The sequence below is a fragment of the Methylobacterium platani genome, assembly GCF_001653715.1.
GTDB lineage: Bacteria > Pseudomonadota > Alphaproteobacteria > Rhizobiales > Beijerinckiaceae > Methylobacterium > Methylobacterium platani.
Genome location: NZ_LWHQ01000013.1, coordinates 129,472 through 153,051 on the forward strand (window position 1 = coordinate 129,472; position 23,580 = coordinate 153,051).

Annotated in this window: 21 protein-coding genes; 12 read left to right on the forward strand and 9 right to left on the reverse strand. The window is 71.9% G+C overall.

Going from position 1 to position 23,580, the window contains the following annotated elements; genetic code table 11:
- Positions 1–60 precede the first annotated feature (60 nt).
- Complete coding sequence (gene glmU, locus A5481_RS07215; protein WP_064503846.1) at positions 61–1,404, reverse strand: bifunctional UDP-N-acetylglucosamine diphosphorylase/glucosamine-1-phosphate N-acetyltransferase GlmU; 1,344 nt, start codon at positions 1,402–1,404, stop codon at positions 61–63.
- 205 nt (positions 1,405–1,609) lie between these two features.
- On the opposite strand from glmU, the gene A5481_RS07220 reads away from it, so the two are divergent.
- Positions 1,610–3,193 (forward strand): OpgD/OpgG family glucan biosynthesis protein, encoded by a 1,584-nt coding sequence (locus A5481_RS07220; RefSeq protein ID WP_048436682.1) that lies wholly within the window; start codon positions 1,610–1,612, stop codon positions 3,191–3,193.
- Positions 3,169–5,355, forward strand: a complete 2,187-nt coding sequence (mdoH, locus tag A5481_RS07225) for a glucans biosynthesis glucosyltransferase MdoH (protein ID WP_082173501.1) — start codon at positions 3,169–3,171, stop codon at positions 5,353–5,355. Before A5481_RS07220 ends, mdoH begins: the two co-directional genes overlap by 25 nt.
- A 346-nt stretch (positions 5,356–5,701) precedes the next feature.
- Here mdoH and A5481_RS07230 read toward each other — a convergent pair whose 3' ends face one another.
- The gene (locus A5481_RS07230; protein WP_048436683.1) at positions 5,702–6,406 is read right to left on the reverse strand and encodes a class I SAM-dependent methyltransferase; all 705 of its coding nucleotides are present in this window, start codon (positions 6,404–6,406) and stop codon (positions 5,702–5,704) included.
- Between the two features lie 101 nt (positions 6,407–6,507).
- Between A5481_RS07230 and A5481_RS07235 the strand changes: the two genes are divergently transcribed.
- From A5481_RS07235 to bioB, 3 genes are all read left to right on the forward strand, one after another.
- Positions 6,508–7,155, forward strand: coding sequence for a GntR family transcriptional regulator (locus tag A5481_RS07235; protein ID WP_048436681.1), 648 nt, complete (start codon positions 6,508–6,510; stop codon positions 7,153–7,155).
- Between the two features lie 103 nt (positions 7,156–7,258).
- Positions 7,259–7,816 carry a biotin transporter BioY gene (locus A5481_RS07240; RefSeq protein WP_048436680.1) on the forward strand — a complete coding sequence of 186 codons (558 nt, stop codon included), beginning with the start codon at positions 7,259–7,261 and terminating at the stop codon, positions 7,814–7,816.
- A complete protein-coding gene (bioB, locus tag A5481_RS07245; protein ID WP_048436679.1) occupies positions 7,813–8,799 on the forward strand; it encodes a biotin synthase BioB in 987 nt (328 codons plus the stop codon). Before A5481_RS07240 ends, bioB begins: the two co-directional genes overlap by 4 nt.
- 267 nt (positions 8,800–9,066) lie before the next feature.
- Here the strand turns inward: bioB and A5481_RS07250 are convergent, their stop codons facing one another.
- The 6 genes from A5481_RS07250 to A5481_RS07275 all read right to left on the reverse strand — a co-directional run bounded on the left by A5481_RS07250 (position 9,067) and on the right by A5481_RS07275 (position 13,473).
- Positions 9,067–10,287 carry a DUF2336 domain-containing protein gene (locus A5481_RS07250; protein ID WP_064503847.1) on the reverse strand — a complete coding sequence of 407 codons (1,221 nt, stop codon included), beginning with the start codon at positions 10,285–10,287 and terminating at the stop codon, positions 9,067–9,069.
- A gap of 37 nt (positions 10,288–10,324) precedes the next feature.
- Entirely contained in the window at positions 10,325–11,326 is a 1,002-nt protein-coding gene (locus A5481_RS07255) for a transglycosylase SLT domain-containing protein (RefSeq protein ID WP_064503848.1), read from the reverse strand.
- Between the two features lie 111 nt (positions 11,327–11,437).
- Positions 11,438–11,773: a type II toxin-antitoxin system RelE/ParE family toxin gene (locus A5481_RS07260; protein ID WP_048435959.1), complete on the reverse strand. Its 336-nt coding sequence runs from the start codon at positions 11,771–11,773 to the stop codon at positions 11,438–11,440.
- Positions 11,766–12,059 (reverse strand): ribbon-helix-helix domain-containing protein, encoded by a 294-nt coding sequence (locus A5481_RS07265; RefSeq protein ID WP_048435960.1) that lies wholly within the window; start codon positions 12,057–12,059, stop codon positions 11,766–11,768. Before A5481_RS07265 ends, A5481_RS07260 begins: the two co-directional genes overlap by 8 nt.
- Before the next feature lie 125 nt (positions 12,060–12,184).
- The gene (locus A5481_RS07270; RefSeq protein ID WP_048435961.1) at positions 12,185–12,811 is read right to left on the reverse strand and encodes a flavin reductase family protein; all 627 of its coding nucleotides are present in this window, start codon (positions 12,809–12,811) and stop codon (positions 12,185–12,187) included.
- A 98-nt stretch (positions 12,812–12,909) separates the two neighbouring features.
- Entirely contained in the window at positions 12,910–13,473 is a 564-nt protein-coding gene (locus A5481_RS07275) for a nitroreductase family protein (RefSeq protein WP_048435962.1), read from the reverse strand.
- Positions 13,474–13,654: 181 nt separating this feature from the next.
- Between A5481_RS07275 and A5481_RS07280 the strand changes: the two genes are divergently transcribed.
- The 5 genes from A5481_RS07280 (at position 13,655) to A5481_RS07300 (ending at position 19,911) form a co-directional block, all read left to right on the forward strand.
- The gene (locus tag A5481_RS07280) at positions 13,655–16,087 is read left to right on the forward strand and encodes a glycosyltransferase family protein (protein WP_048435963.1); all 2,433 of its coding nucleotides are present in this window, start codon (positions 13,655–13,657) and stop codon (positions 16,085–16,087) included.
- On the forward strand, positions 16,059–17,063 hold the full coding sequence (locus A5481_RS07285; protein ID WP_048435964.1) for a hypothetical protein: 1,005 nt from the start codon (positions 16,059–16,061) through the stop codon (positions 17,061–17,063). The genes A5481_RS07280 and A5481_RS07285 overlap by 29 nt, the downstream gene beginning before the upstream one ends.
- Before the next feature lie 153 nt (positions 17,064–17,216).
- On the forward strand, positions 17,217–17,765 hold the full coding sequence (locus tag A5481_RS07290) for a TadE/TadG family type IV pilus assembly protein (protein ID WP_048435965.1): 549 nt from the start codon (positions 17,217–17,219) through the stop codon (positions 17,763–17,765).
- The gene (locus A5481_RS07295; RefSeq protein WP_048435966.1) at positions 17,765–18,481 is read left to right on the forward strand and encodes a TadE/TadG family type IV pilus assembly protein; all 717 of its coding nucleotides are present in this window, start codon (positions 17,765–17,767) and stop codon (positions 18,479–18,481) included. The genes A5481_RS07290 and A5481_RS07295 overlap by 1 nt, the downstream gene beginning before the upstream one ends.
- Complete coding sequence (locus A5481_RS07300) at positions 18,475–19,911, forward strand: pilus assembly protein TadG-related protein (protein ID WP_064503850.1); 1,437 nt, start codon at positions 18,475–18,477, stop codon at positions 19,909–19,911. The genes A5481_RS07295 and A5481_RS07300 overlap by 7 nt, the downstream gene beginning before the upstream one ends.
- Here the strand turns inward: A5481_RS07300 and A5481_RS07305 are convergent.
- Positions 19,901–20,584, reverse strand: coding sequence for a TetR/AcrR family transcriptional regulator (locus A5481_RS07305; RefSeq protein ID WP_048433210.1), 684 nt, complete (start codon positions 20,582–20,584; stop codon positions 19,901–19,903). The two genes, A5481_RS07300 and A5481_RS07305, sit on opposite strands and share 11 nt — an antisense overlap.
- 76 nt (positions 20,585–20,660) lie before the next feature.
- On the opposite strand from A5481_RS07305, the gene A5481_RS07310 reads away from it, so the two are divergent.
- Both A5481_RS07310 and A5481_RS07315 read left to right on the forward strand, forming a co-directional pair.
- Entirely contained in the window at positions 20,661–21,791 is a 1,131-nt protein-coding gene (locus A5481_RS07310; RefSeq protein ID WP_048433211.1) for an HlyD family secretion protein, read from the forward strand.
- Complete coding sequence (locus A5481_RS07315) at positions 21,788–23,347, forward strand: DHA2 family efflux MFS transporter permease subunit (protein ID WP_048433212.1); 1,560 nt, start codon at positions 21,788–21,790, stop codon at positions 23,345–23,347. Before A5481_RS07310 ends, A5481_RS07315 begins: the two co-directional genes overlap by 4 nt.
- Positions 23,348–23,580 lie beyond the last annotated feature (233 nt).

A 23,580-nucleotide genomic window follows, 5' to 3' on the forward strand; every position in this document is an offset into this window, starting at 1 on the left:
GGGGGTCATCCACCACAAGTCTGCCGAAAAATGGCCGAAAGATCTTGCTTGTGAAAAGTCTCACCGCTTCGTCGGCTTCGCCCATTCCGTCTTGATCACCTGTCGGCCCCGCCCGATCGCGAGGCTGCCCGGCGGCACGTCGTCGGTGACCACCGAGCCGGACCCGACGAAGGCCCCCTCTCCGATCGTCACCGGGGCGACGAGCGCCGAGTTCGAGCCGACGAAGGCGCCGGCACCGATCACCGTGCGGTGCTTGTTCACGCCGTCGTAGTTGCAGGTGATGGTGCCGGCCCCGAGATTGGCGCCCGCCCCGACCTCGGCATCGCCGACATAGGACAGGTGGTTGACCTTGGCCCCGGCCCGGATCGCCGCGTTCTTCACCTCGACGAAGTTGCCGATGCGGGCGCCGTCCTCCAGCACCGCGCCGGGCCGCAGGCGGGCATAGGGGCCGACCTGGACGCCCTCGGCGAGCCGCGCCTGCTCGAGATGCGAGAAGGCGTGGAGCGTGCACCGGTCGCCGACGACGACGCCGGGGCCGAACACCACGTGCGGCTCCACCACCACGTCGCGGCCGAGCACGGTGTCGTGGCTGAGGAACACCGTCTCGGGGGCGATCAGCGTGGCGCCGCCGAGCATCGCGCGCCGGCGCAGGGTCGCCTGCACCGCGGCCTCGGCGGTGGAGAGCTGCACCCGGTCGTTGACGCCCTGCGCCTCGGCCTCGGCCACCGGCACCACCGCGACCCGGTGCCCGTCGGCGACCGCGAGCGCCACGGCGTCTGGCAGGTAGTACTCGCCCGCCGCGTTGGCGTTGCCGATCCGCTCCAGCAGGCCGAGGGCGAGGCGCCCCGACAGCGCCATCAGGCCGGCATTGCACAGGGTGACCCGGCGCTCGGCCTCGTTCGCGTCCTTCTCCTCGCGGATCGCCGTCACGCGGCCGTCCTCGACCAGCACCCGGCCGTAGCCGGCGGGATTGCCGGCCTCGAAGGCCAGGACCGCCACCGCGGCACCCCCGGCGAGCGGCGCGCGCAGGCGCGCATAGGTCTCGGGGCTGATCAGCGGGGTGTCGCCGAACGCCACCACCACGTCGTCGGCGCCCGCCTCCAGGGCGGCGCGGGCCGCCAGCACCGCGTGGGCGGTGCCGAGGCGCTCCCCTTGCGGGAAGGTCTCGGCTCCGGGGAAGCCTGCGACCACCCGGGCGACGTCGTCGCGGCCGGGCTCGACCACCACGGCGAGGCGCTCCGCCCCGGCCTCCGCCACGGCGGCGAGCACGTGGGCGAGCATCGGCCGGCCGGCGATCGGGTGCAGAACCTTCGGCAGCTCGGAGCGCATCCGCGTGCCCTTGCCGGCGGCGAGCACGACGGCGAGGAGGGAGCGGGCTCCGGCGTGGTTCGGGGTCGGGGTCATTCGGCGGCCTTCGGGTTCGGCGGGGCTAGGGGGCGGCGGGGCGGTCCGTCTGCGACCGAGCCTCTAACCGATCTCCCGGTCAGGACAAGCGCCGTCGCTCCGGTCCACGACGTCGCGGGGCGGGCGATTCTTAACCCCCGGTTCAGACCGGATCGTGGTAAACGGCCGGCGCTCCCTCGAATCCGGACCGGTACGACCTCCCTTGATGACGCAATCCCCGACCGCCCCGCCCTCCCGCGGAGCCATCGACCGTCGCGCGGTGCTGGCCCTCGCCGGCGGCCTCGCCGCGACCGGCGCGGCGGGCGCGCAGCCGACGGAGCCGGCGCCCCTGTCGGACGGCCAGCGTTTCGATCCCGGCCAGGTGGTCGATCTCGCCCGCGCCCTGGCGAAGAAGCCCTACGCGGCCCCGGCCGCCGACCTGCCCGAGCCGTTCAACAGCCTGACCTACGAGCAGTATATCGGCGTGCGGGCGCAACCCCAGGCCCTGCTCTGGGCCGGCGAGGGCCGCGGCTTCGTGGTCGAGCCGCTGCATCGGGGCTTCGTGTTCACCACGCCGGTGGCGCTCCACGCTGTCGAGGACGGGCTGGTCCGCCGCATCGCCTACGACCGCAACCGCTTCACCTTCGGCAAGCTGAAGGCCCCGGACGAGGGGCGCGACCTCGGCTTCTCGGGCTTCCGGCTCTACGCGAGCTTCAACGGTGCCCCCCCGGCCGACTGCGCGATCTTCCAGGGCGCCTCGTTCTTCCGCGCGCTCGCCGCCGGCCAGAGCTACGGCGTCACCGCTCGCGCCCTCACGCTGAAGCCGGCGGAGGCGAAGGGCGAGGAATTCCCGCTGTTCCGCGCCTTCTGGCTCGAGCGGCCGGGGCCCGGCACCGGGCAGATCGTGATCCACGCCCTCGTCGATTCCGAATCGGCGACCGCGGCCCTGCGCATGACCCTGCGCCCGGGCGACGCCACCATCGTCGACATCGAGGCGACGCTCTGCCCGCGCACCAGCCTGGAGCATGTCGGCATCGCCGGCATGACCGGCGCCTACCTGTTCGGGCCGACCGACCACCGCAGCGTCGACGATGCCCGGCCGGCCGCCCACGAGGTCGACGGCCTCCAGATCCGCAACGGCTGGGGCGAGGCGATCTGGCGCCCGGTGCAGAATCCCGAGACGCTGCAGATCTCCGCCTTCATGGACCAGGATCCGAAGGGCTTCGGGCTGATCCAGCGCGCCCGCGCCTATGCCGACTACCAGGACGACGTGCAGCGCTGGGAGAAGCGGCCGAGCCTGTGGATCGAGCCGCTCGGCAGCTGGGGCCCGGGCGTGCCGCAGCACGGCTGGGTCGCCGGCGCGGTCCAGCTGATCGAGATCCCGAGCGAGTCCGAGGTCAACGAGAACGTCCTGACCTACTGGCGTCCCAAGGAGCCGGTCGCCAAGGAGACCGCCTTCAGCTACCGCCAGTTCTGGTGCTGGACGGTGCCGGGCGCGCCGCCGCTCGCCGCCTGCACGGGCACCCGGGTCGGCAAGGGCGCGGGTGGCAAGCGCCGGCTGTTCCTCGTCGACTTCACCGGCGAGGCGCCCTTCGCCGAGGGCATCGACCCGGGTGCGCTGCAGATCGCCCTGCACACCGCACCCGGCAGCATCACCCGCCAGCGGATCTACCCGTATCCCGAGCGCAAGACCGTGCGGGCGGTGTTCGAGCTCGACCCGGGCAACGACACCGCCTGCGAACTGCGCCTGGTCGTCAAGGCCGGCGACAAACCCGTCAGTGAGACATGGCTGTACCGGTGGACCCCGTGACCCTCGCCCAAGACCTCGAAACCCACCGGCTCGACACCGGCCGCGGCGACGCGACGCCGCTTGTCGTCGCGCCGGCGGTGCCGCCGGAATCCCGCCTCGCCATGCCGGTGCAGGACCTGCGGCGCTGGTCGGAGGAGCAGGCGCACAGGGTCACGGGCCGCCGGGCGCCGTGGGGGGCGCGCGCCTTCGTGTTCGGCGGCGGCGCCGGGCTCACCGCCTACGGTGCGGTGCAGATGTACGAGGTCGTGTCGGTCGCCGGCTCGACGACCTGGCTGCAATGGCTTCTGCTCGGGCTGTTCACCCTCAATTTCTCGTGGATCGCCCTCGCCTTCACCTCGGGGCTGCTCGGGTTCCTGGCGCTCCTGCGCCGGCGGCGGCCGGACGTCAGGCCCGGCCCGCTCGCGACCCGCACCGCCGTGGTGATGCCGGTCTACAACGAGGCCACCGCCCGCACCTTCGCGGCGGTCGAGGCGATCCGCGACTCGATCGAGGCGACCGGCGAGGGTGACGCCTTCGACTACTGGATCCTGTCGGATTCGACCCAGGCCGATGCCTGGATCGCCGAGGAGCGGGCCTACCTGGCGCTGCGGTCGCGCCTCGGCGACGGCGCCCGCCTCTATTACCGGCACCGCCAGAAGAACCATCACCGCAAGGCCGGCAACATCGCCGACTTCGTCACCCGCTGGGGCGGCCATTACGACCACATGCTGGTCCTCGACGCCGACAGCCTGATGAGCGGCGACTGCGTGGTGACGCTGGCGCGCGCCATGGAGGCGGATCCGGATTCCGGCATCATCCAGTCGCTGCCGCTGATCATCAACCGCAACACCCTGTTCGCCCGGGTGCAGCAATTCGCGGCCCGCATCTACGGACCGGTCATCGCCACCGGCCTCGCGCTGTGGTCGGGCCGCGACGGCAATTACTGGGGCCACAACGCGATCATCCGGACCAAGGCCTTCGCCGACCATTGCGGCCTGCCCGACCTCTCCGGCAAGCCGCCCTTCGGCGGCCACGTGCTCAGCCACGATTTCGTCGAGGCGGCGCTGATCCGGCGGGCCGGCTGGAGCGTGTACATGCTTCCCGAATTGCAGGGCTCCTACGAGGAGAGCCCGCCCTCGCTGATCGACGTCGCGATCCGCGACCGGCGCTGGGCGCAGGGAAACCTGCAGCACAGCCGCATCATCGGCACGGCGGGGCTGAAGCTCGCCTCGCGCCAGCACTTCGCCACCGGCATCGCCGGCTACCTCGCCTCGCCGCTCTGGGCGGCGCAACTGGTCGTCGGTATCGCGCTCGCCCTCCAGACCGCCTACATCCGGCCGGAATACTTCTCCACCGAGTTCCGCCTCTACCCGGTCTGGCCGCGCTTCGACCCCGTCCGCGCGCTCCAGCTCTTCGGGATCACCATGGCGATCCTGCTCGCGCCGAAGCTGTTCGGGCTGATCCTCGGCCTCCTCGACGGCGCGGTGCGGCGGGCGAGCGGCGGCGGCCTGCGGCTGGTGCTCTCGGCCCTGATCGAGACGCTTCTGTCCGCGCTGATCGCCCCGATCGCGATGCTGGTCCAGTCCGGCTCGGTGATCCAGATCCTGCTCCGGCGCGATGCCGGCTGGAACCCGCAGCGGCGCGACGACGGCTCGATCCCGCTGTCGGACATCGTGCGCCGGCACCGCTGGCACACGATCCTCGGCCTCGTCGCCGGCGTCTCGGCCTTCGCCATCGCCACCTCGCTGTTCCTGTGGATGTCGCCGACGATCCTCGGCCTCGTCCTGGCGATCCCGATCTCGTGGGCGAGCGGGCAGCTCTTCCTCGGCCTCGCCCTCAAGCGCGCCGGCCTGCTGATGACCCCCGAGGAACGCGAGCCCCCGGCGATCGCCACCGCCGCGAAGGCGATCGAGGCCCGCAACGCCGCGCTGGCCTACGACGACGCCGACGGCCTGCGGGCGCTCCACGCCGATCCGGATCTCCAGGCCGGCCACCTCGCCTTCCTGCCCCCGGCCGAGCGCCGGCCCCGCGGCGAGCCCCAGCCCGACCACGTCATGGCCCAGGCCAAGGTGGTCGAGGCCGAGACCATCGACGAGGCGGCGGCGTGGCTGAACGCCAAGGAGAAGATGGTGCTGCTGCACGACCGTGCGCTGCTCGACCGCTTGGCGCGGCTGGACGGATGATACGATGCCGAGGCGCGAGGGTATGAGGCCGCTCGCGGCGCTCGGCGTCAACGCCTCGGATCCATGATCTCGAAACCACGGTCCCGACGCCCTCGACGTCACCCCGGGGTTCGGCGAAGCCGGGAACCCGGGGTTCATCGCCGCTGACCCTGGAGCAGGGAGCGGCGAGCCTATCGTAGGACATCCGATCGATTGCTTCGCAACGCGGATTTCGCATCGCATCGTCCTGAACCGTCCGCGGATCTGGATCCCGGGCTCCGCTTTCGCGGCCCCGGGATGACCTTGCGGGCATCGCGCCCGTCGCGAGACCCCGCCCATCCGTCCGAGCCGCGGGGCACCACCGGCCTCACGCCGCCGGCTTCTCCCACTCCATGATGTGGAACCACGGCACCCGCCGATAGCGTGCGACCTTCGCCGGGTCGCCGCCCTGCGGCACCGGCTCGTCGAAGTGGCGCAAGGCCAGTCCCTGCCCGAGCAGCAGGCCCATGTAGAGCGAGAGCGGCCGGTGCCAGTTGTGGACGCGGATGCCGTGCCACTCGGCCCATTCCGCCCGCTCCTCCAGGTAGTCGTCGATCCGGAAGCCGCGGGTTCCGTCGCCATCCGCCGCCCAGCCGCCGGCGGTGGCGAAGCTGGTGAGGTTGGCGATCAGCAGCGTCCCGCCGGGCCTGAGCACCCGGGCCATCTCGGGGATCGCCGCGCGGATGTCGGGGATGTCGATCAGGGTGAGATAGCTGACGACGAGGTCGAAGGCGCGATCCGCGAAGGGCAGCGCCTCGGCACGGCCGGGGAGATAGGTGCCGTCCGGATCGCGGGCCCGGGCCCGGCGCAGCAGCGCATCGGTCGGATCGAGACCGGTCGTCGTGATCCCGAATTCCTGCATCCGGCGGCAGAAGCGGCCCTCGCCGCAGCCGACATCGAGTGCCTGGCGAAAGCCCCGCCCCTCCAGGCGGGCGAGCATCGGGGCGTCGAGGACGCAGGCGCGGCCGAAATCGCCCGCCTCGCCCATGTCGGCGATCCAGGCGGCGGCGGACTCGTCCCAGCCGTTGCTCATCGCGGTCACGCTGATTCCCCTCGCGGCCGGACCTTCGCATGGCGGTGCATGCTCCGCCACGCCGGCGTGACGCGGCGGCGGCGCTGGATTATCGATAATTCATGACGACAGCCAGAGACGAACCGATCGCCGTGCGGATCAGCCGGGCGCTGGCCGAGCGCATCATCGCCGGCGCCCTCGCGGCGGGGTCGCGATTGCGCCAGGACGCCGTGGCCGAGGAGTTCGGCGCCAGCCACGTCCCGGTGCGGGAGGCCTTCCGCCGCCTCGAGGCTCAGGGGCTGGTGGTGAGCGAACCGCGCCGCGGCGTGCGCGTCGCCGGATTCAGCCCCGAGGAGGTGCGCGAGGTGGCGGAGATGCGCGCCGCCCTCGAAGTGCTGGCCCTGCGCCACGCCGCCCCGCATCTCACGCCGGCCATCCTCGACCGGGCCGAGGAGGCGACTCGGGCCGGGGACCGGGCCGGCGACGTGCAGGCCTGGGAGGAGGCCAACCGGAGCTTCCACCGCCTCATCCTCGCGCCCTGCGGCATGCCCCGCCTGCTGAAGACGATCGACGACCTCCACGCCGCGAGCGCCCGGTTCCTGTTCGCCGGCTGGCGCGCCGAATGGGAGGCGCCGACCGATCGCGACCACCGGGCGATCCTCGTCGCCCTGCGGGCCGGCGACGTCGCCGCCGCGGCCGCGATCCTGGCCCGCCACGTTCAGTGGGTCGGGCACCGTCCGGGACCGGGCCCTCTGCGACGCGCGGGCTGATCGGCAAATTATCTATTATTCATGCGATCTGTTGCCATTAAGGTGTCGATGTGGATTTATCGGGGAGTTGAGTCGCCATAATTATCTATGAAATGAGAATCCGATGAACGCTCTCGTCGTCGGCGGCGCGCCCTGGCGCGCGGCCCGCCACCTCGCCGTCGTCCTGGCGGGTGTGCTGCTCGTCACGCTCGCCGCCAAGGTCAGAATCCCGTTCTGGCCGGTACCGATGACCCTGCACACGCTGGCGATCATGGCGCTCGCCCTGTCGCTCGGCCCGCGCCTCGCGGTCGCGACGGTGCTCGGCTACCTGGCGGCGGGCGCCGCGGGCCTGCCGGTCTTCTCCGGCACGCCGGAGCGCGGCATCGGTCTGGCCTACATGGCGGGGCCGACCGGCGGCTACCTCGCGGGCTACCTCGTGGCCGCAGGCCTCGTCGGGACGCTCGCCGCCGGGCGGGGATTGCTCGGCCGCGTCGCCGCGATGCTCGCCGGCCTGACGGCCGTCTACGCCCTCGGCCTTGCCTGGCTCGCCCTCTCCGTGCCGGCCGAGAACCTCGTCGCCCTCGGCCTCGCGCCCTTCCTCCTCGGCGACCTCGTCAAGGTCGGCCTCGTCGCTGCCGGCGCCGCCGCCCTGCCTCGCGCCGGACGGACCGCCGCCCGATGAGCCCGCATCACCCGGACGGGACCCTCCGGCACGACTGGACGCCGTCAGAGATCGAGGCCCTGCACGACACAGCCCTCCTCGACCTCGTCGGACGGGCCAATGCCGTCCACCGGCGCCACCACGACCCGAACCGGATCCGCAAGGCGAGCCTCCTCTCGGTCAAGACCGGCGGCTGCCCGGAGGATTGCGCCTATTGCCCGCAATCGGCGCATCATCGCGAGGTCGACCTGACGCGCGACCGGCTGATGGATCCGGCGAGCGTGCTGGCGCAGGCCGCCCGGGCCAAGGCGGCGGGGGCGGAGCGATTCTGCATGGGAGCGGCCTGGCGCCAGGTGCGGGACGGACCCGAGTTCGATGCCGTCGTGGCGATGGTCGAGGGGGTGCGGGCGCTCGGGATGGAGGCCTGCGTCACCCTCGGCATGCTGAAGGCCCACCAGGCGGCGCGCCTCGCCGAGGCGGGGCTGACGGCCTACAACCACAACCTCGATACCGGCCCCGGCTTCTACGGGCGCATCGTCACCACCCGCCGCTACGAGGACCGGCTCGACACGCTGGCGACGGTGCGGGCGGCCGGCATCGGCCTGTGCTGCGGCGGCATCGTCGGCATGGGAGAATCCGTGGCGGACCGGGCCGCGCTGCTGGCCGTGCTGGCGGGGCTGGCGCCCCACCCCGAGAGCGTGCCGATCAACGCCCTGGTGCCGGTCGAGGGAACGCCGCTCGCCGGACGTCCCCGCCTCGATCCCCTCGACATGGTGCGGATGGTGGCGACGGCGCGCCTCGTCCTGCCGGCCTCGGTGCTGCGCCTGTCGGCCGGCCGCGCGCAGCTCGGGCGGGAGGCGCAGGTCCTGTGCTTCCTCGCGGGAGCGAACTCGGTCTTCTCCGGCGACACCTTGCTGACGACGCCGAATGCCGAGCACGACGACGATGCGGCGCTCTTCGCCGCGCTGGCGCCGAGGAACGGCGCCGCAACCGCACCGGCCTGACGGGCGATCGCAAGATCCCGGCGGTCCGGCACGGTCTGGACCGCCGGATCATCCAGGCGTCGACGCGACGATAGCGGCCGTGTCCGCCTTGCCGGCCGGGCGCGGCGCATCGTAATCTTGCCCGATCATCGATTCGGGAGGCCCTGATGAGCGTCACCGCCCATTTCATCCCGCCGATCTATCCCCAGACCGTGATCGTCTCCCTCGCCGGGTATCTCGCCGCGGCCGTGACGTGCGCGGACCGGCGGGCGGCGCCGCGCTGACGCCTCAGGCGGCGAGCCGCAGCCGGTCCTGGCGATAGCTCTCCATCAGGGCGGCCGGAATCGTATCCAGCACGGCCTCGACGGCGGCCTCGCTCGCGAGCGCGCGGGCGAGCACCCGGGCCTCGTCGCGAGCCGCCTCGGCGTCGAAGCGGTTGAGCAGGGCGACGATGGCGTGGGCCTCCGCGAAGGGCAGGCGCTCGCAGGCGGTGACCGCGCGCTCGATCATCCGCCGCGACAGGCCGGCCCCGGTGCTCTCGCGCCCGCCCGCCTCCTCCTCGTGCCAGGCCGACATCGCCGCCGCGAAGGCGGGTTCGAGGGCGGGCGGCAGGCCGGCCCGGCGGTAGAGCGCCGCCAGGCCGCTGCCGCGCGGATCGTGCAGCAGGCCCGCCACGCGCCCGGCGGCCAGGCCCGTGAGGTCGGTGAGCGCCGCCTCGGTGAAGGCCATCCGGCCCGACAGCATCGCCCGCAGGATCAGCCCGGGGGTGAGCTGGCCGGCCTGCCGCAGGTAGGCGACGAGGCGGCGCAGGTCGGTGCCGTCCTGGCCCTCGGCGAGCCCGAGGGTCGTGCGCTCCCGCGCCTCCCGGGTCACCCGCTCGCTGCGCTCGGGCGAGAGCCAGCCGCAGCCGCTCACGAAGGCCGACAGGGCGCTGGCGAGCCGCGCGGTCACCGCCTGGCGCACGTCGAGCGGCAGGTCGGGCCGGGCGAGCAGCGCCTCGCGCAAGGCGGCGTCGTCGCCGTGGCGCTCGACGATCCGCATCAGGCTGCCGCGGGTGACCTCGGCGCCGGGATTGGCGGCGAGCGCCCGCAGGGCCGCGGGCCCGGCGATCTCGGCCAGCGCCCCGCACAGCATCGGCGAGAGGTGCGGCCGCCCCGCGATGGCGATCCGGCCGGCCTCGTCGCCGACCGCGGCGCAATCGACGAGGTCGGCATCCGACAGGACCGGCGAGCGCGCCAGGACGAGGCCGGCGATCTCCGCCTGGTCCTGGGCGAGCGCCACCACCAGGGTGCGGGGCGCCTCCGCGGCGTTGGCGCAGGCCTCGGCCAGCGCCCGGCGGACCAGCGGCGAGGGATCGTCGAGGAGCGCCGTGATGGCGGTCTTCGCCTCCCAGCGCGCCGCCGGATCGAGATTGGCGTAGAGGTAGGCCCGGGCGAGCGACGAGGCCGCCTCCGCCCGTCTCCCGGCGGATTCGTGCTGGGTCCAGAGCAGGAACTGGCGGATGATCATCGGCGCGGCTCCGTGGCGGGGTCGGGGAGAAGGGGCGTCAGGACTGGATCGGGGCGGGCGCGAGGGCGGCGCGACCGCCGCCGAATTCCCGCGGGCGGGCGGGCGGCAGCGGCACGCCGGCGGCGTCCGGCAAAGCGGCGGGGGCGGCCGGGGCCGGGGTCGGAGCGGGGGTGGCCGAAGCGAGGACCGGCCCCTCGTTCGAGCGCGGGAAGTAGGTCGGCGCGGCGGCGGCACCGCCGCGGCCGCCCCACAGGCGGGCGACGCTGTCGGAGACCGGGCCGCGGCGGGCGTCGTTCTGGAACAGCGAGCGCAGGCCGCCTCCGGCCTCCGGGGCGTAGGCGGTCGGCTCGGCGGCCTGGGCTGTCGCGGTCGCGGCCGGGGCGGCCGGGCTGGTGCCGAGCACGGCATAGAGCTCGGAGGCGCTGCGCGCCCGGCCGCTCCGGTCGTAGAACAGGCCGCGGTTGCCGGACGCCGCCTCGGGCAGGTCGGCGGCGGCGGAGCGCCCGGGCGCGGTCTCGGCGTTGCGGATCAGGGTCAGCGCGCCGCGCACCCCGAGGAGGTGGGCGGCGTAGAGGTCGGCCTTGTTGGGTTCGCGGCCGAGGGCGTCGGAGAGCGCCTCGGCGTTGCGGCGGGTCAGCGCGCCGGCCATCGCGGAGGCCACCTCGGGGTCGCGCCGCAGGTCGAGGATCGCCTGCCGGGCCGCCGGGTCGCTCACCGCGTAGCCGCCGGACGAGCGGGCGGTGATCGCATCGGCGTAGGAGCCGAGGCCGAGCGACGGGCCGTCCTGCTTCATCACCCCGAGCCAGGTCTGCTCGATGAACTGGAACAGGCCGGTGGCCGAGGAGGACCCCGCCTTGGCGCTCGGGTTGAGGCTCGATTCGCGCTGGGCGGTGGAGAGCAGGTAGTCGAAGGCCGCGCCGGTCTTCTCGGCCCCCTGGCGGATCGCGTCGATCACCGGGTTGCCCGAGGCGGCGCGGCCGGCGCCCGAGGCCCCTGTGCTGGCGGTTCCCTGCGAGGGCGTGCTGGTGAACAGGAACATGGCGGCCCGGTGGAGCGGCCTCGCGACGCGCGGGCCGGCTCTCTCATGGGGCCGAGGATGTCGGGTTATGGTAAAGGAAGGTTGAAGCGGGGGCGGGGGCGGTCGTCCCGCTCACCCGTCGGCATCGTCGTCCGGCGCGTGATCGCGGAACAGCGCCTCGAAGTCCTGCCCACCGTAGAAGACGTTGGTGATCAGGACTCGCTCCGGTTCGACCCGATAGGCGATCACCGCGCTGTGCTCGAACGGTACGGTGCGCAGGCCGGGCTCCAGATCGTCCCGTGGCCGCCCGCCATGCGGGGCGTCGCCGATTCGGGTGCACCGGTTCCTGATCCGCCGCACGAAGCCTTTCGCCGTCGTCAGGTTGCGGCTGACCTGCCAGACCACCTCAAAGATGTCGCTCAGATCGGCCAAGGCCTCCGGCTGAAGCTCGACCCGCAGCCTACGCACGACGGGCGCCTTTCTCGGCCTTCTCCGCTTCGGCGAACAGCTCTTCCAGATGGGCGTCGACTTGGTCGAGGGTGAGCGCGGGACGCGGATCGTCCAGCGAACGGCGGATGCGGGCGCGGATGGCGTTCAGGCGCTCGGCCTGCTCCGCGCGCTGGCGCTGCCAGAGGCGGACGGCGTCGCGCAGCACCTCGCTCGTCGAGGCGTACTCGCCCGACGCGACGCTCTCACGCACGGCGCGGAGCTGCTCGGGGGTCATCGTGATGCTGATTGTCTCGGCGCCCGGCATGGCGGACCTCTCCCGCGATCGGCCGGCACGGTAGCATGAAATCCGACCGGGTTCACGGACGAGACCGGTCTCGAGAACGGTCGCGGGCCCCCCGCACCGCTCCCGGCGGCGCGGGGGACCTCCCCTCACCGCTTCGGCACGTCGCCGCCGCCGGCCGGCCGGCGCATCTCGAAGCGGTTCTCGGACTCGACCGTGAAGTAGTCGAAGTAGCCGCCGCGCATGATCGGCCGCATCGCCCCGGTATCGACCCGGCCCTCCGGCGTGATGAAGCGGTCGTCGATGTACATCGACACGACCTGGCCGATCACCATGAAGTAGGCCGCTTCCCCACCGCCGGCCGGGACGAGCGGGATCGTCTGGAGCCACCGGCATTCGAGGGCGGCGGGCGCATCGGCGACGCGCGGCGGTCGCACCTTGCGCGACGGGGCGGTGGCGAGGTGGGCGAAGTCGAACTCGCTCTCGCCGCGCGGCAGCGGCGCCGAGGACTGGTTCATCCCCTCGCGGGTGTCGAAGGTGGCGAGGCTGCAGACGAACTCGCCGCCCTCCTCCGCGAAGGTGAGCGCGTCCTTGCGGCCGAAGGACGAGAACATCACCATCTCGGGATTGTCGCCGATGCCGTTGAAGAACGAGTACGGCGCCAGGTTGAGCGCACCGGAGGCGCTGAGCGCGCTGACCCAGCCGATCGGGCGCGGCGCCACCAGGGCCTTGAACGGGTTGTGCGGCAGGGTGCGGGTCTCGGCGTCGTAATGCATCGGCGGCCCCGGGATGCTCTGGGATCGGCGGTCCGTCGGCGCGGACCGTTCGCCGCCAGTTAGAGCATTCCCGGGGCCCGGCGCCACCCTGCTCGCGCTCAGTAGCGCGTGACGATCTCGGAGAGCGTCGGCCGCGGCCGGTCCGGGGGCGTCTCGCCGGCCCGGCCGACATGGATGAAGCCCGCCAGGCGCTCGGCCGGGTCGAGGCCGAGCGCGTCGAGCACCCGGCGGTCGTAGGCCATCCACTCGGTGAGCCAGGCGGTGCGGAAGCCGAGCGCGTTGGCGGCGACGATGAGGTTCATCGCGACGGCACCCGCCGAGAGCACCTGCTCCCAGTCCGGGATCTTCACGTGCGGGCCGGCCCGCGACACCACGGCGATCACCAGGGGCGCCTGGGCGAGGCGCCCGGCCTCGAGGGCGAGGCGCCTGTCGTCGGCCTCCGGGTGGTCGGCCCGGTAGGTCTCGGCCACCACCCGGCCGATGCGCGCCTGGCCCTCGCCCTCGATCACGACGAAGCGCCAGGGCGCGAGCTTGCCGTGGTCCGGGACCCGGGCGGCGACGGACAGGATCGCGTCCAGCTCCTCTGCGGAAGGGCCGGGGCCGGCGAGCTGGGCCGGCGGCACGGAGCGGCGGCTGCGGAGGAGGTCGAGGGTTGCGTTCATCTCGGCTTCAGTGGCTTGAGCTATCACGAGCGGGGCAGGATGACGGGCCGCCATCGCGACGGGCTGCCATCCTGGCGCCCCGTTGTCCCCTTTAAGCACCTTTCCGCCCCGGACGGCCACGGCCGGGCGCGACGACAAGCCCTGCGCCGGGAGAGCCGGTGCCGAGGACGCCGACCGCACCATGACGCGCTCCCAGAGCCCCCTCACCCATTCGTCCGTCCATCCCTGGGCGCCCCGGGACTTCTGGCTGGCGCTCGCCGCCGTGCTGCTGTTCTGGGCCGCCGCCGCGGCGGTCTGGCCGCTCACCGGCGCGGTGGTGCCGTGGGATTCCAAGAACCACTTCTACCCGATGCTGCGCTACCTCGGCGCCGCCATGGCCAACGGCGAATTGCCCCTCTGGAACCCCTACCACTTCGCCGGCCATCCCTCGGTCGCGGATCCGCAATCGCTGCTCTTCACCCCGACCATGCTGTTCTTCGCGTGGCTCGATCCGTCGCCGTCGATGGAGCTGTTCGACGCGGTGGTGTTCGCCCACCTGATCCCCGGCGCGGTCGCGACGCTGCTGCTGTTCCGCCGCCGCGGCTGGCACCCGGTCGGGGCGGTCGCGGCCGCGATGGTGTTCGTGCTCGGCGGCTCGGCCTCGGCACGGCTGCAGCATACCGGCATGATCATCTCGTACGGCTTCGTGCCGCTGGCCTGGTGGCTGCTGGAGGAGGCGCTGGCGCGCCGTTCCTACGCCTGCGGCTTCGCCTTCGCGGTGGTCGCCGCCGTGATGACGGTCGGGCGCGACCAGGTGGCGTTCCTGTGCGGGCTGAGCCTGATCGGCGTGGCCGTCCACGCGGTCCTGACCGCGCCGGCGCCCCTCGCCTACCTGCGCGCCCGGATCGGCGTGCTCGCCGTGATGGCGCTCGTCGGGGGAGCGCTGCTCGCCGTGCCCTCGCTCCTGACCATGCAGTTCCTGATGACCTCGACGCGGCCGTCCTTCGGCTACGGCGCGGCGATCATGGGCTCGCTGCCGCCCTCGAGCTTCGCCACCGCGCTCTTCGCCGACGTGTTCGGCTCGCTGCGCTGGACCTACGATTACTGGGGTCCGGACTGGCAGTCGATGGACGGCAACACCTGGACCGACCGGGCGGTGAACTACCTCTTCGCCGGGACCCTGCCGGCAATCCTGATCCTGTGGCACGGCATCGCCGGCGGGCGCCTCGGCGCCCGGGAGATCCGCTACCCGGTCGTCGTGCTCGCCGCCGCCACGCTCTACGCGCTCGGGCGCTACACCCCGCTCTTCGCGCCGGTCTTCGACCACATGCCGGGCGTCGACCTCTACCGCCGGCCGGCCGACGCGACCTTCGTCATCAATATCGGGCTCGCGCTCACCGGGGGCTACCTCGTCCACCGCTACGTCACCGAGGGCGCGCCGCGTCTCGCAGCGGCCTCCCGCCTCGTCGCGTCGGTCCTCCTGCCGGTCCTGGCGCTCGCGATCGTCGGCGGCATCCTGGTCGCGTCCTACCGCTACGCCGCCCGGGGCCACCACCTCGCCGATGCCGCGCGCGACGGCCTGATCGGCACCGGGATCGCGCTCCTCGCGGCGGTCGTGATGCTGCGCGCCGGCCCGCGCCGGCGGGCGCTCGCCGCCTCGTGCCTCGTCGCGCTGCTCGGCGCCGAGCTCGTCTGGCGCAACGCCGGATCCTCGCTCAACGCCGAGCCGGCCGGCCGCTACGCGGTGTTCCAGCAGCTGCCGCCGGAGCAGCTCCAGGGGCTGACGCTGCTCAAGGCCGAGCTCGACGCCCGCCACGCCAAGGGCGAGCACCCGCGGGTCGAGATCCTGGGCCTCGGCGGCGCCTGGCAGAACGCCTCGATGGTGCTCGGGCTCGAGGACACGATCGGCTACAACCCCCTGCGGCTCGCCGATTACGAGCGCGCCGTCGGCCCCGGCGAGAACGCCGCCGACCCGAACCTGCGCCAGTTCCCCGGGCTGTTCCGCGGCTACCGCTCGCGGCTCGCCAGCCTGCTCGGCCTCGAATACCTCGTCCTCGACCGGCCGGCCGAGCGCCTGCCGCGGCACTTCCCGCAGCTGACCGGGGCCAAGCTCCTCTACGGCTCGGGCCAGATGTGGATCTACCGGCTCGACCCGGCCAAGCCCCGGGCCTACCTGGCGACCCGCCTGGTGCCGGTCGATTCCGAGAGCGTGCTCGACCAGGACGAGCTGCCCGACTTCGAGGGCAACGACACCGCGCTCGTCGACAAGGACAGCGTGCCGAAGATCAGGGGCGAGTTCGGCCTCAAGGACCCGGCCGCGCCGGTGACCGCCGCCAAGGGCACGGCGACGATCCTCGCCTACCGCCGCAATGTCGTCACCGTGGAGGTCGAGAGCGACCGCGACAGCGTGCTGGTGCTGCACGACATCTTCTATCCGGGCTGGCAGGCCCGGGTCGACGGTGCCCGCCGCCCGATCCTGCGCACCAACCTGCTCTTCCGCGGGGTCGAGGTGCCGGCGGGCAAGCACGTGGTCGAGTTCCGGTTCCGCCCGCTCTCGGTCGGCAACCTGATGGCGGCGGCGAGCGAACTCCTGACGAGGGACGGCGATGAGGCGGGCGAGACGGCTGTTCGGTGAAGCCCTGGCGCTGGTCGCCGTGCTGGGCGGTCCCGCCCTGGCCCAGTCCCCGGGCCAGGGGCCGAGCCAAGGGCTTGGCCAAGTGCCAGCCCAACGGCCGACCCAAGTGCCGACCCAAGTGCCGGTGCTTCCCCCCGGCGTCGCCCCGCCGGGGGGCGCCGTTCCGGGCGTCGCGCCCCAGGGCGTGACCCAGGGCCCTCCCCCGGCCCCGGCCCCGGCGGATGCGAGCCTGTCCCTGCGGGCGGTGCTGACGAGCGAGGCCAAGCCCCTGCGCGGCGGCCTGACCTGGCGGATCTACGAGGACCGGCCGGAAGGCGGCAAGCCGGTGGTGCTCGCCCGCTCCGAGGAGGCGCAGCCGACCTTCCGGCTGCCGCCCGGAAGCTACCTCGCCAACGTCACCTACGGCTTCGTCAGCACGTCGAAGCGCGTGACCCTGAATTCCGGGGCGGCGAGCGACCAGCTCACCGTCAATGCCGGGGCCCTGCGCCTCGCCGGCGCGGTCGGAGAGGCGAAAATCCCGGGGGGCCAGCTCGCCTTCGCGGTCTTCGTGCCGATCGGCAACAACCCGGAGGGGCGGCTGGTGCGCGACGGCGTGAAGGCCGGCGAGGTCGTGCGCCTGCCCGAGGGCACCTACCACGTCGTCTCGACCTGGGGCGATTCGAACGCGATCCAGCGCGCCGACCTGAAGGTCGAGAACGGCCGCCTCACCGACGCGACCCTGAACCACCGGGCCGCGACCGTGACCCTGAAGCTCGTCGCCAGCCCCGGCACCGAGGCCTTCGCCGGCACCGCCTTCAGCGTGCTGACGCCGGGCGGCGACACCATCCGCGAGGCGATCGGCGCCTTCCCGCAGGTGACCCTGGCCGAGGGCGAGTACCAGCTCATCGCCCGTCACGACGGCAAGGTCTACACCCAGGACTTCAAGGTCGAGAGCGGCGTCGACCGCGACATCGAGGCGATCGCCAAGGACCCGTGACGTGCAGGATCGCGGCGCCATAGGCCTTATTGCCTAGACGTAATGTAGGTTAGCGAATGGTTATGCTGTTCTATTGAAGGCATCACTGCGGCATGACCGAGCGTGCGTGAATCGCTTACCGAGTTTTTAACCTGCCGACGCTAGGTTGGCGGCATGCGATGCGTGCCAGACCTCATTCGCGACGAGAAGGGATCGACCACCGTCGAGTTCGCCCTGGTCGGCCTGCTGTTCATCGTGGCGCTGCTGTTCACGATGATCGTCGCCCAGATTCTGTATTTCGGCCAGAAGCTGGATTTCGCCACCGAAGCCGCGTCGCGGCAGGTGATCGTCGGCACCGCCCAGAAGCAGAATCCGCCGCCGACCCTGGCGAACTTCACCCAGGTCCTGTGCGGCAACATTCCGGCGGCGATGTCGTGCAGCGACCTCGTCGTCAACCTGTACGTCGTGCCGAAGGCGGCAAGCCCGGGATACTACGCCTACGTCAAGACGGACCGGAGCGGTCTGACGGTGCCGCCGCTGACCCCGGGGAGCGGCCAATTCACCCTCGGCGGCCAAGGCGACTACCAGTACCTCCAGGTCATCTATCCGGTCACCATCCTGCCGTCGTTCATGACCGGCTGGCTCGATGCCTCGGCGACATACAAGGGCAAGGCGGCCTACCTGGTGATGTCCACCGCCGCCTTCCGGGTCGAGCAGTACTGATGGGCACCCGCCTCGGATTCCCGATCCGGCGCTTCCGGTCGTCCGAGGACGGCATCGCCGCGGTCGAGGTCGCGCTGATCCTGCCGGTGCTGATGACGATCATGCTCGGGGGCATCCAGATCGTCGCCTACATCAACGCGGTGCGCAAGGTCGAGCTGGTTGTCCAGTCGATCAGCCAGATGGTGTCGCAGACCAAGCCGCCGGACGGCTCGACCACCGCGACCGTCAACGCGACCGACCTGCATTTCAGCTTCGACGCGGCGCTGGTGCTGTTTCCCTACCTGATGGGCGAGGCCAAGCGGCAGGGCAAGGCGTGGTCGCAGGTCATCACGATCAACTACGCCAGCATCCGCTTCACCCAGACGGCGACGACCTGCACCGACACGACCGACCAGAGCGCCTGCTACCGCGCCGACGTGGTCTGGACCAGCACCGGCACCGCCCAGCCGGCGGCCGGTCCAGCCTACCGGCCGTGCGGTACGCCGCAGATCGCGGGGTCCAACACGGCGCCGCCGCTCCGGACGACACTGCCGCGCTCGCTGTTCTCGCCTGCTGCGGTGGTGGTGATCGACGTGGTGTTCACCTTCAGGCCGACTTTCGGGGCCAGCTACCTGCCCTCGCTCACGATCGCCCGCTCGGCCTACGTCCAGCCGCGCTACGCCACGCTCGTCGACTACGACACCACCAACAACGACGGAATCGCCTCGAAATGCTGACCTGCGCATCCCGCTTCGCCGCGGCCGCGGCGTCCCTGTTCCGCTCCCGCGGCGGCGGCATCAACGTGCTGTTCGGGCTCAGCCTGATCCCGATCGTCGGCATGATCGGCCTCGGGGTCGATTACGGCATGGCCGTCACCGACCGCTCGCGGCTCGACCGGGCGGCGGATGCGGCGGCGATGGCGGCCATCGTCACCGCCAAGGCCTACATCGCGGCGAACTCGTCGCAGAGCAACGTGATGACGGCGGCGGCGACGGCGGGTCGGAACCAGGCCGTCAACACCTTCAACGTCAATTCCGGCAGCGTGCCGCTCGCCACCGTGACGCTGCAGACGCCGGACGTGACGATTTCCGGTCAGACGATCAAGGCCGTCATCACCTACACGGCGACGATCCAGAACAGCTTCTCGAAGCTCTTCATGGTGCCGACTTCGACGGTCGGCAACACGGTCCAGGCCTCGGTCGACCTGCCGACCTATCTCGACTTCTACCTGATGGTCGACGTCTCCGGCTCGATGGGCCTACCGACGACCGCGAACGGCATGACGCAGCTCGCCGCCGTCAACAACGACATGTATTCCGACTACCAGCAGGGATGCCAGTTCGCCTGCCACTTCCCCGGCTACGTCGGCTGGACCAAGGCGGCGGGCAAGATCCAGCTGCGGTCGGACGCGGTGAACAACGCCGTCTGCTCGCTGCTGCAGCGGGCGAGCTTCCCGACCGTGCCGAACCAGTACCGGATCGGCCTCTACCCGTTCATCAACCAACTGGCGACGCTCGCCACCCTCACCAGCGACGTCAACGCGCTGAAGACCGCCGCCCAGTGCTCGCTGACCTGGCCGCTCGCCTTCACCAACCTCCTCGATACCGGCGCGACGCAGCTCTACAGCCCCGGGGACCCGACCACCGGCACCGGTGCCGGCGGTACCCATTTCGAAACCGCCTTCCCGCAGATGAAGGGGATCGTCGGCCAGAACGGCTTCGGCGACGGATCGACCGCCACCAGCCGCAAGCCGTTCGTGTTCCTCGTCACCGACGGGATGCAGAACGGGCAGCACTTCTTCACCTCGAGCAACGGCAAGTACGCCTATCCGGGCAACCCGTCGAAGTTTTCCGGCTATGCCGACGCATGGTGGGACGGCTCGCAGCCGTCGCAGATCGATTCCAAGAACTGCGACGCCATGAAGGCCGCCGGCGCGACGATCTCGATCCTCTACATCCCCTACAACCAGATCAGCTTCACCGATAAGGGCGGCGGCATCGCCTGGGAGAACAACCGGGTCAACGGCTTCAGCCCGACGCTGGCGACGCCGCTCCAGGCCTGCGCCTCGCCGGGCTACTTCAAGACCGCCAACTCCCCGGACGACATCACCGCCGCCCTGAAGGCGATGTTCGACCAGGCGCTCCGGGTCGCCCGCCTCACCCAGTAGGCGGGCGCACACCCGCGAGGAACAACGCCACGGCGGCCCGGCGGCGCCTTTCCTGCGCCTCCGGGTCGACCGCGATGCCGTAGAGCGCCTGGCGCGAGGCCTTGCCGAGGATCAGGTTGAGGAAGAGGTCGGCGGCGACCTCCGGATCGTCGGCCGCGATCTGCCCTTGCGCCGCCAGCACCTCCAGCAGGTGGGCGACCGCCCGCACGCCGCGCAGCCAGCCTTCCTCATAGGCGAGGCGCGCGAGCTCGGGGAAATGCAGCGCCTGGGCGACGATGCAGCGGTTGAGCGCCGCCGCCCCCGGCGCCTGCACCCGGGCGAGCAGGGTCCGGCTCAGCGCGTCGAGCACCGCGGCGGCCTCCCGGGTCGCGCCCTCCACCGCCTGGGCCTCGGCCGCGGCCGAGAGCGGCGCCAGCCAGTCCCGGATCCGCTCCTCCAGCACCGCCGCGAACAGCGCGCGCTTGTCGCGATAGCGGGCGTAGAGCGTCGGCTTGCTCACCCCCGCTCCTTGCGCGACCGCGTCGATCGAGGTCGCGTCGAAGCCGTGCGCCATGAACAGCTCGGTCGCGACCGCCACGATCCGCGCGTCGCGCTTCACCGCCTCCTCGCGGGTCGGGCGCCCGCCGCTGCGACGCCCCGCGTCCCCCGCATCGGCGGGCACCGCCTGGCTCATGGGTCGTCTCCTTGCTCGGCCGTGCCGTCCGGCATATCACAACGATACCGTATCGTTTCGTTGTCGGCCAGCCGCCATGCAGCAATCCCCCGCCTCCACCCCGGCGCCCCCCAAGCGGCGCAAGGGCCGGCTGATCCTCGGCCTCGTCCTGCTCGCGGCCCTGGGGAGCGGCGGCTCCTACGGCTGGCACTGGTGGACGACCGGGCGCTTCCTCGAGACGACCGAGGACGCCTATCTCCAGGCCGACAAGGTCACGGTCGCCCCCCGCATCGCCGGCACCATCGCCTCGGTGCTGGTCGGCGACAACCAGCCGGTCAAGGCCGGCACGGTGCTGGCCCGCCTCGACGACCGCGAGTACCGGGTGGCCCTGAAGCAGGCCGAGGCCGAGGCCGGGAAGGCCCGGGCCCAGATCCTCGGCACGGCGGCGGCGATCACCCAGGCCCAGGCACAGGTGGAATCGGCGAAGGCCGAGATCGAGAACACCGAGGCCGGGCTCGATTTCGCCACCAAGGAATACGACCGCTACAGGAACCTGCTCCAGACCGGCTCCGGCACGGTGCAGCGCCAGCAGCAGGCCGATTCGGACCTGCGCCAGAAGCGGGCGGCGCGCGACAAGGCGGTCGCCTCGCTCGAAGCCTCGAAGAAGCAGGTCGAGAGCCTGCGGGCGCTGGAGGCGAGCGCCCGCGCCACCCTGGAGGGCGCGCAGGCCAAGGTCGAGCAGGCCCGGCTCAACCTCAGCTACGCGACCGTCACCGCGCCGATCGACGGCACGGTCGGCGACCGCTCGCTGCGGGTCGGGCAGTTCGTGTCGGCCGGTACCGGGCTCCTCACGGTGGTGCCGATGGGCCGCGACATCTACCTGGTGGCGAACTTCAAGGAGACCCAGACCGGCCGCATGATCGAGGGCCAGCCGGTCACCTTCACGGTCGACGCGCTCGGCGAGCACGAGTTCGGCGGCCGGATCGAGAGCTTCTCCCCCGGCACCGGCGCGCAATTCGCCCTGCTGCCGCCGGAGAACGCCACCGGCAACTTCACCAAGGTGGTGCAGCGGGTGCCGGTGCGGATCGCGCTCGACGCCGACGATCCGCTGCTGTCCCGCCTGCGTCCCGGCCTCTCGGTCGAGGCCACCGTCCACACCCACGGCACGGTCGAGCCCGGCGCGCGCCGCCCGGCCGCAGCCCTGGTCAGCGAGGCGCTGCCGCGATGAGCGTTCCCGAGGGGAAGGCCAGCGGTCGCGACTGGCTCGCGGTGTTCGGGGCGATCCTCGGCGCCTTCACGGCGATCCTCGACATCCAGATCACCAACGCCTCGCTCGCCGACATCCAGGGCGCGCTCGGCGCCTCGACCGAGGAAGGAAGCTGGATCTCGACCGCCTACCTGATGGCCGAGATCATCGTGATCCCGCTCACCGGCTGGCTGTCCTCGGTGATCGGCCTGCGCCGCTACCTCGCGGTCAACACGATCCTGTTCACCGGCTTCTCGCTCGCCTGCGCCCTGTCGACGAACTTGAGCCAGATGATCCTGTTCCGGGCCGGCCAGGGCTTCACCGGCGGGGTATTGATCCCGACGGCCATCGTCATCGTGCGCACCCGCCTGCCGAAGAGCCAGCAACCGGTCGGCATCGCGCTGTTCGGGCTCACCGCGACCTTCGCGCCGGCGATCGGCCCGACGGTCGGCGGCTGGCTCACCGACAACCTGTCCTGGCACTACATCTTCTACCTGAACCTGATCTTCGGCCCGCTCGCCGCCGCGATCCAGCTCGGCGCCTTCGAATCGGTGCCGGCGCGCTGGGGCGAGTTGCTCAAGGGCGACTGGATCGGCATCGGCCTGATGGCGACCGGCCTGCCGGCCCTGACCTTCGTGCTCGAGGAAGGCCAGCGCAAGGACTGGTTCGGCTCGCCCCTCATCGTCAAGGCGAGCCTGCTGGCGGTTCTCGGCATCTCCGGCTTCATCCTGCGCGAGCTCACCGCCGAGCGGCCCTTCATCAACCTCCGGGTTCTGGCCAACCGCTCGGTCGGCGGCGCCTGCGTGCTGATGACGGTGCTAGGCGCGGTCTCGTTCGGCTCGATCTACATCATCCCGGTCTATTGCGCCCAGATCCAGGGCTACAACGCCCAGCAGATCGGCTACGTGGTGATGTGGTCGGGCCTGCCGCAGCTGATCCTGTTCCCGATGATGCCGCTGATCATGCGGGCGGTCGACGCGCGGCTGCTGGTCATCACCGGCACGCTGTTTTTCATCGCGAGCTGCTGGATCAATGTCGGGCTGACCCACGACGTCGGCGCCGACCAGCTGATCCTGCCGCAGCTGATGCGCGCCATCGGCCAGCCGCTCTTCACCATCCCACTGTCGCAGCTCTCGACCGCCGGTCTCGCCCCGCGCGACACCGCGGATGCCTCGGCGCTCTCCAACATGATGCGCAACCTCGGCGGCTCGATCGGCATCGCCATGCTGTCGACGATGATCGAGCGGCGCGAGCACATGCATTTCTCGGTGCTGGCCGAGGCGATCACCGTCAACGCCGCCCGGACGCAGACCCGGCTCGTGACGCTGGCGGCCGGCCTGCACGGCCACATCGCCGATCCGATCGCCGCCAAGGCGGCGGCGGTCGGGATGCTGGCGAGCCAAGTCCGGCGCGAGGCCTACGTGATGGCCTATGCCGACGGATTCTGGCTCGTCGGGGTGAGCCTGGTGCTCAGCCTCGCCGTGGTGGCGGTGCTGAAGAAGCCGCCGAAGGTGTCGGGGCCGGTCGAGGCGCATTGAGGCCAGTCACTTACACGCGCCGGCCGATGCGCGGGAACCCTCCCCCCTCTGCGGCAGGGCCGTCCCGGGAAAATGTATGGCGCGCCTCCCCTCTCCCGTGTGGGAGAGGGGTCGGGGGTGAGGGTGACACGCTTCCGTGTAAAGCTGTGACCGTCGTGCTGACAGCGGGACTGTCAGCGTCTTCTGCGGAACCGCAGCACCCTCACCCCTACCCCTCTCCCACACCTTGCAGC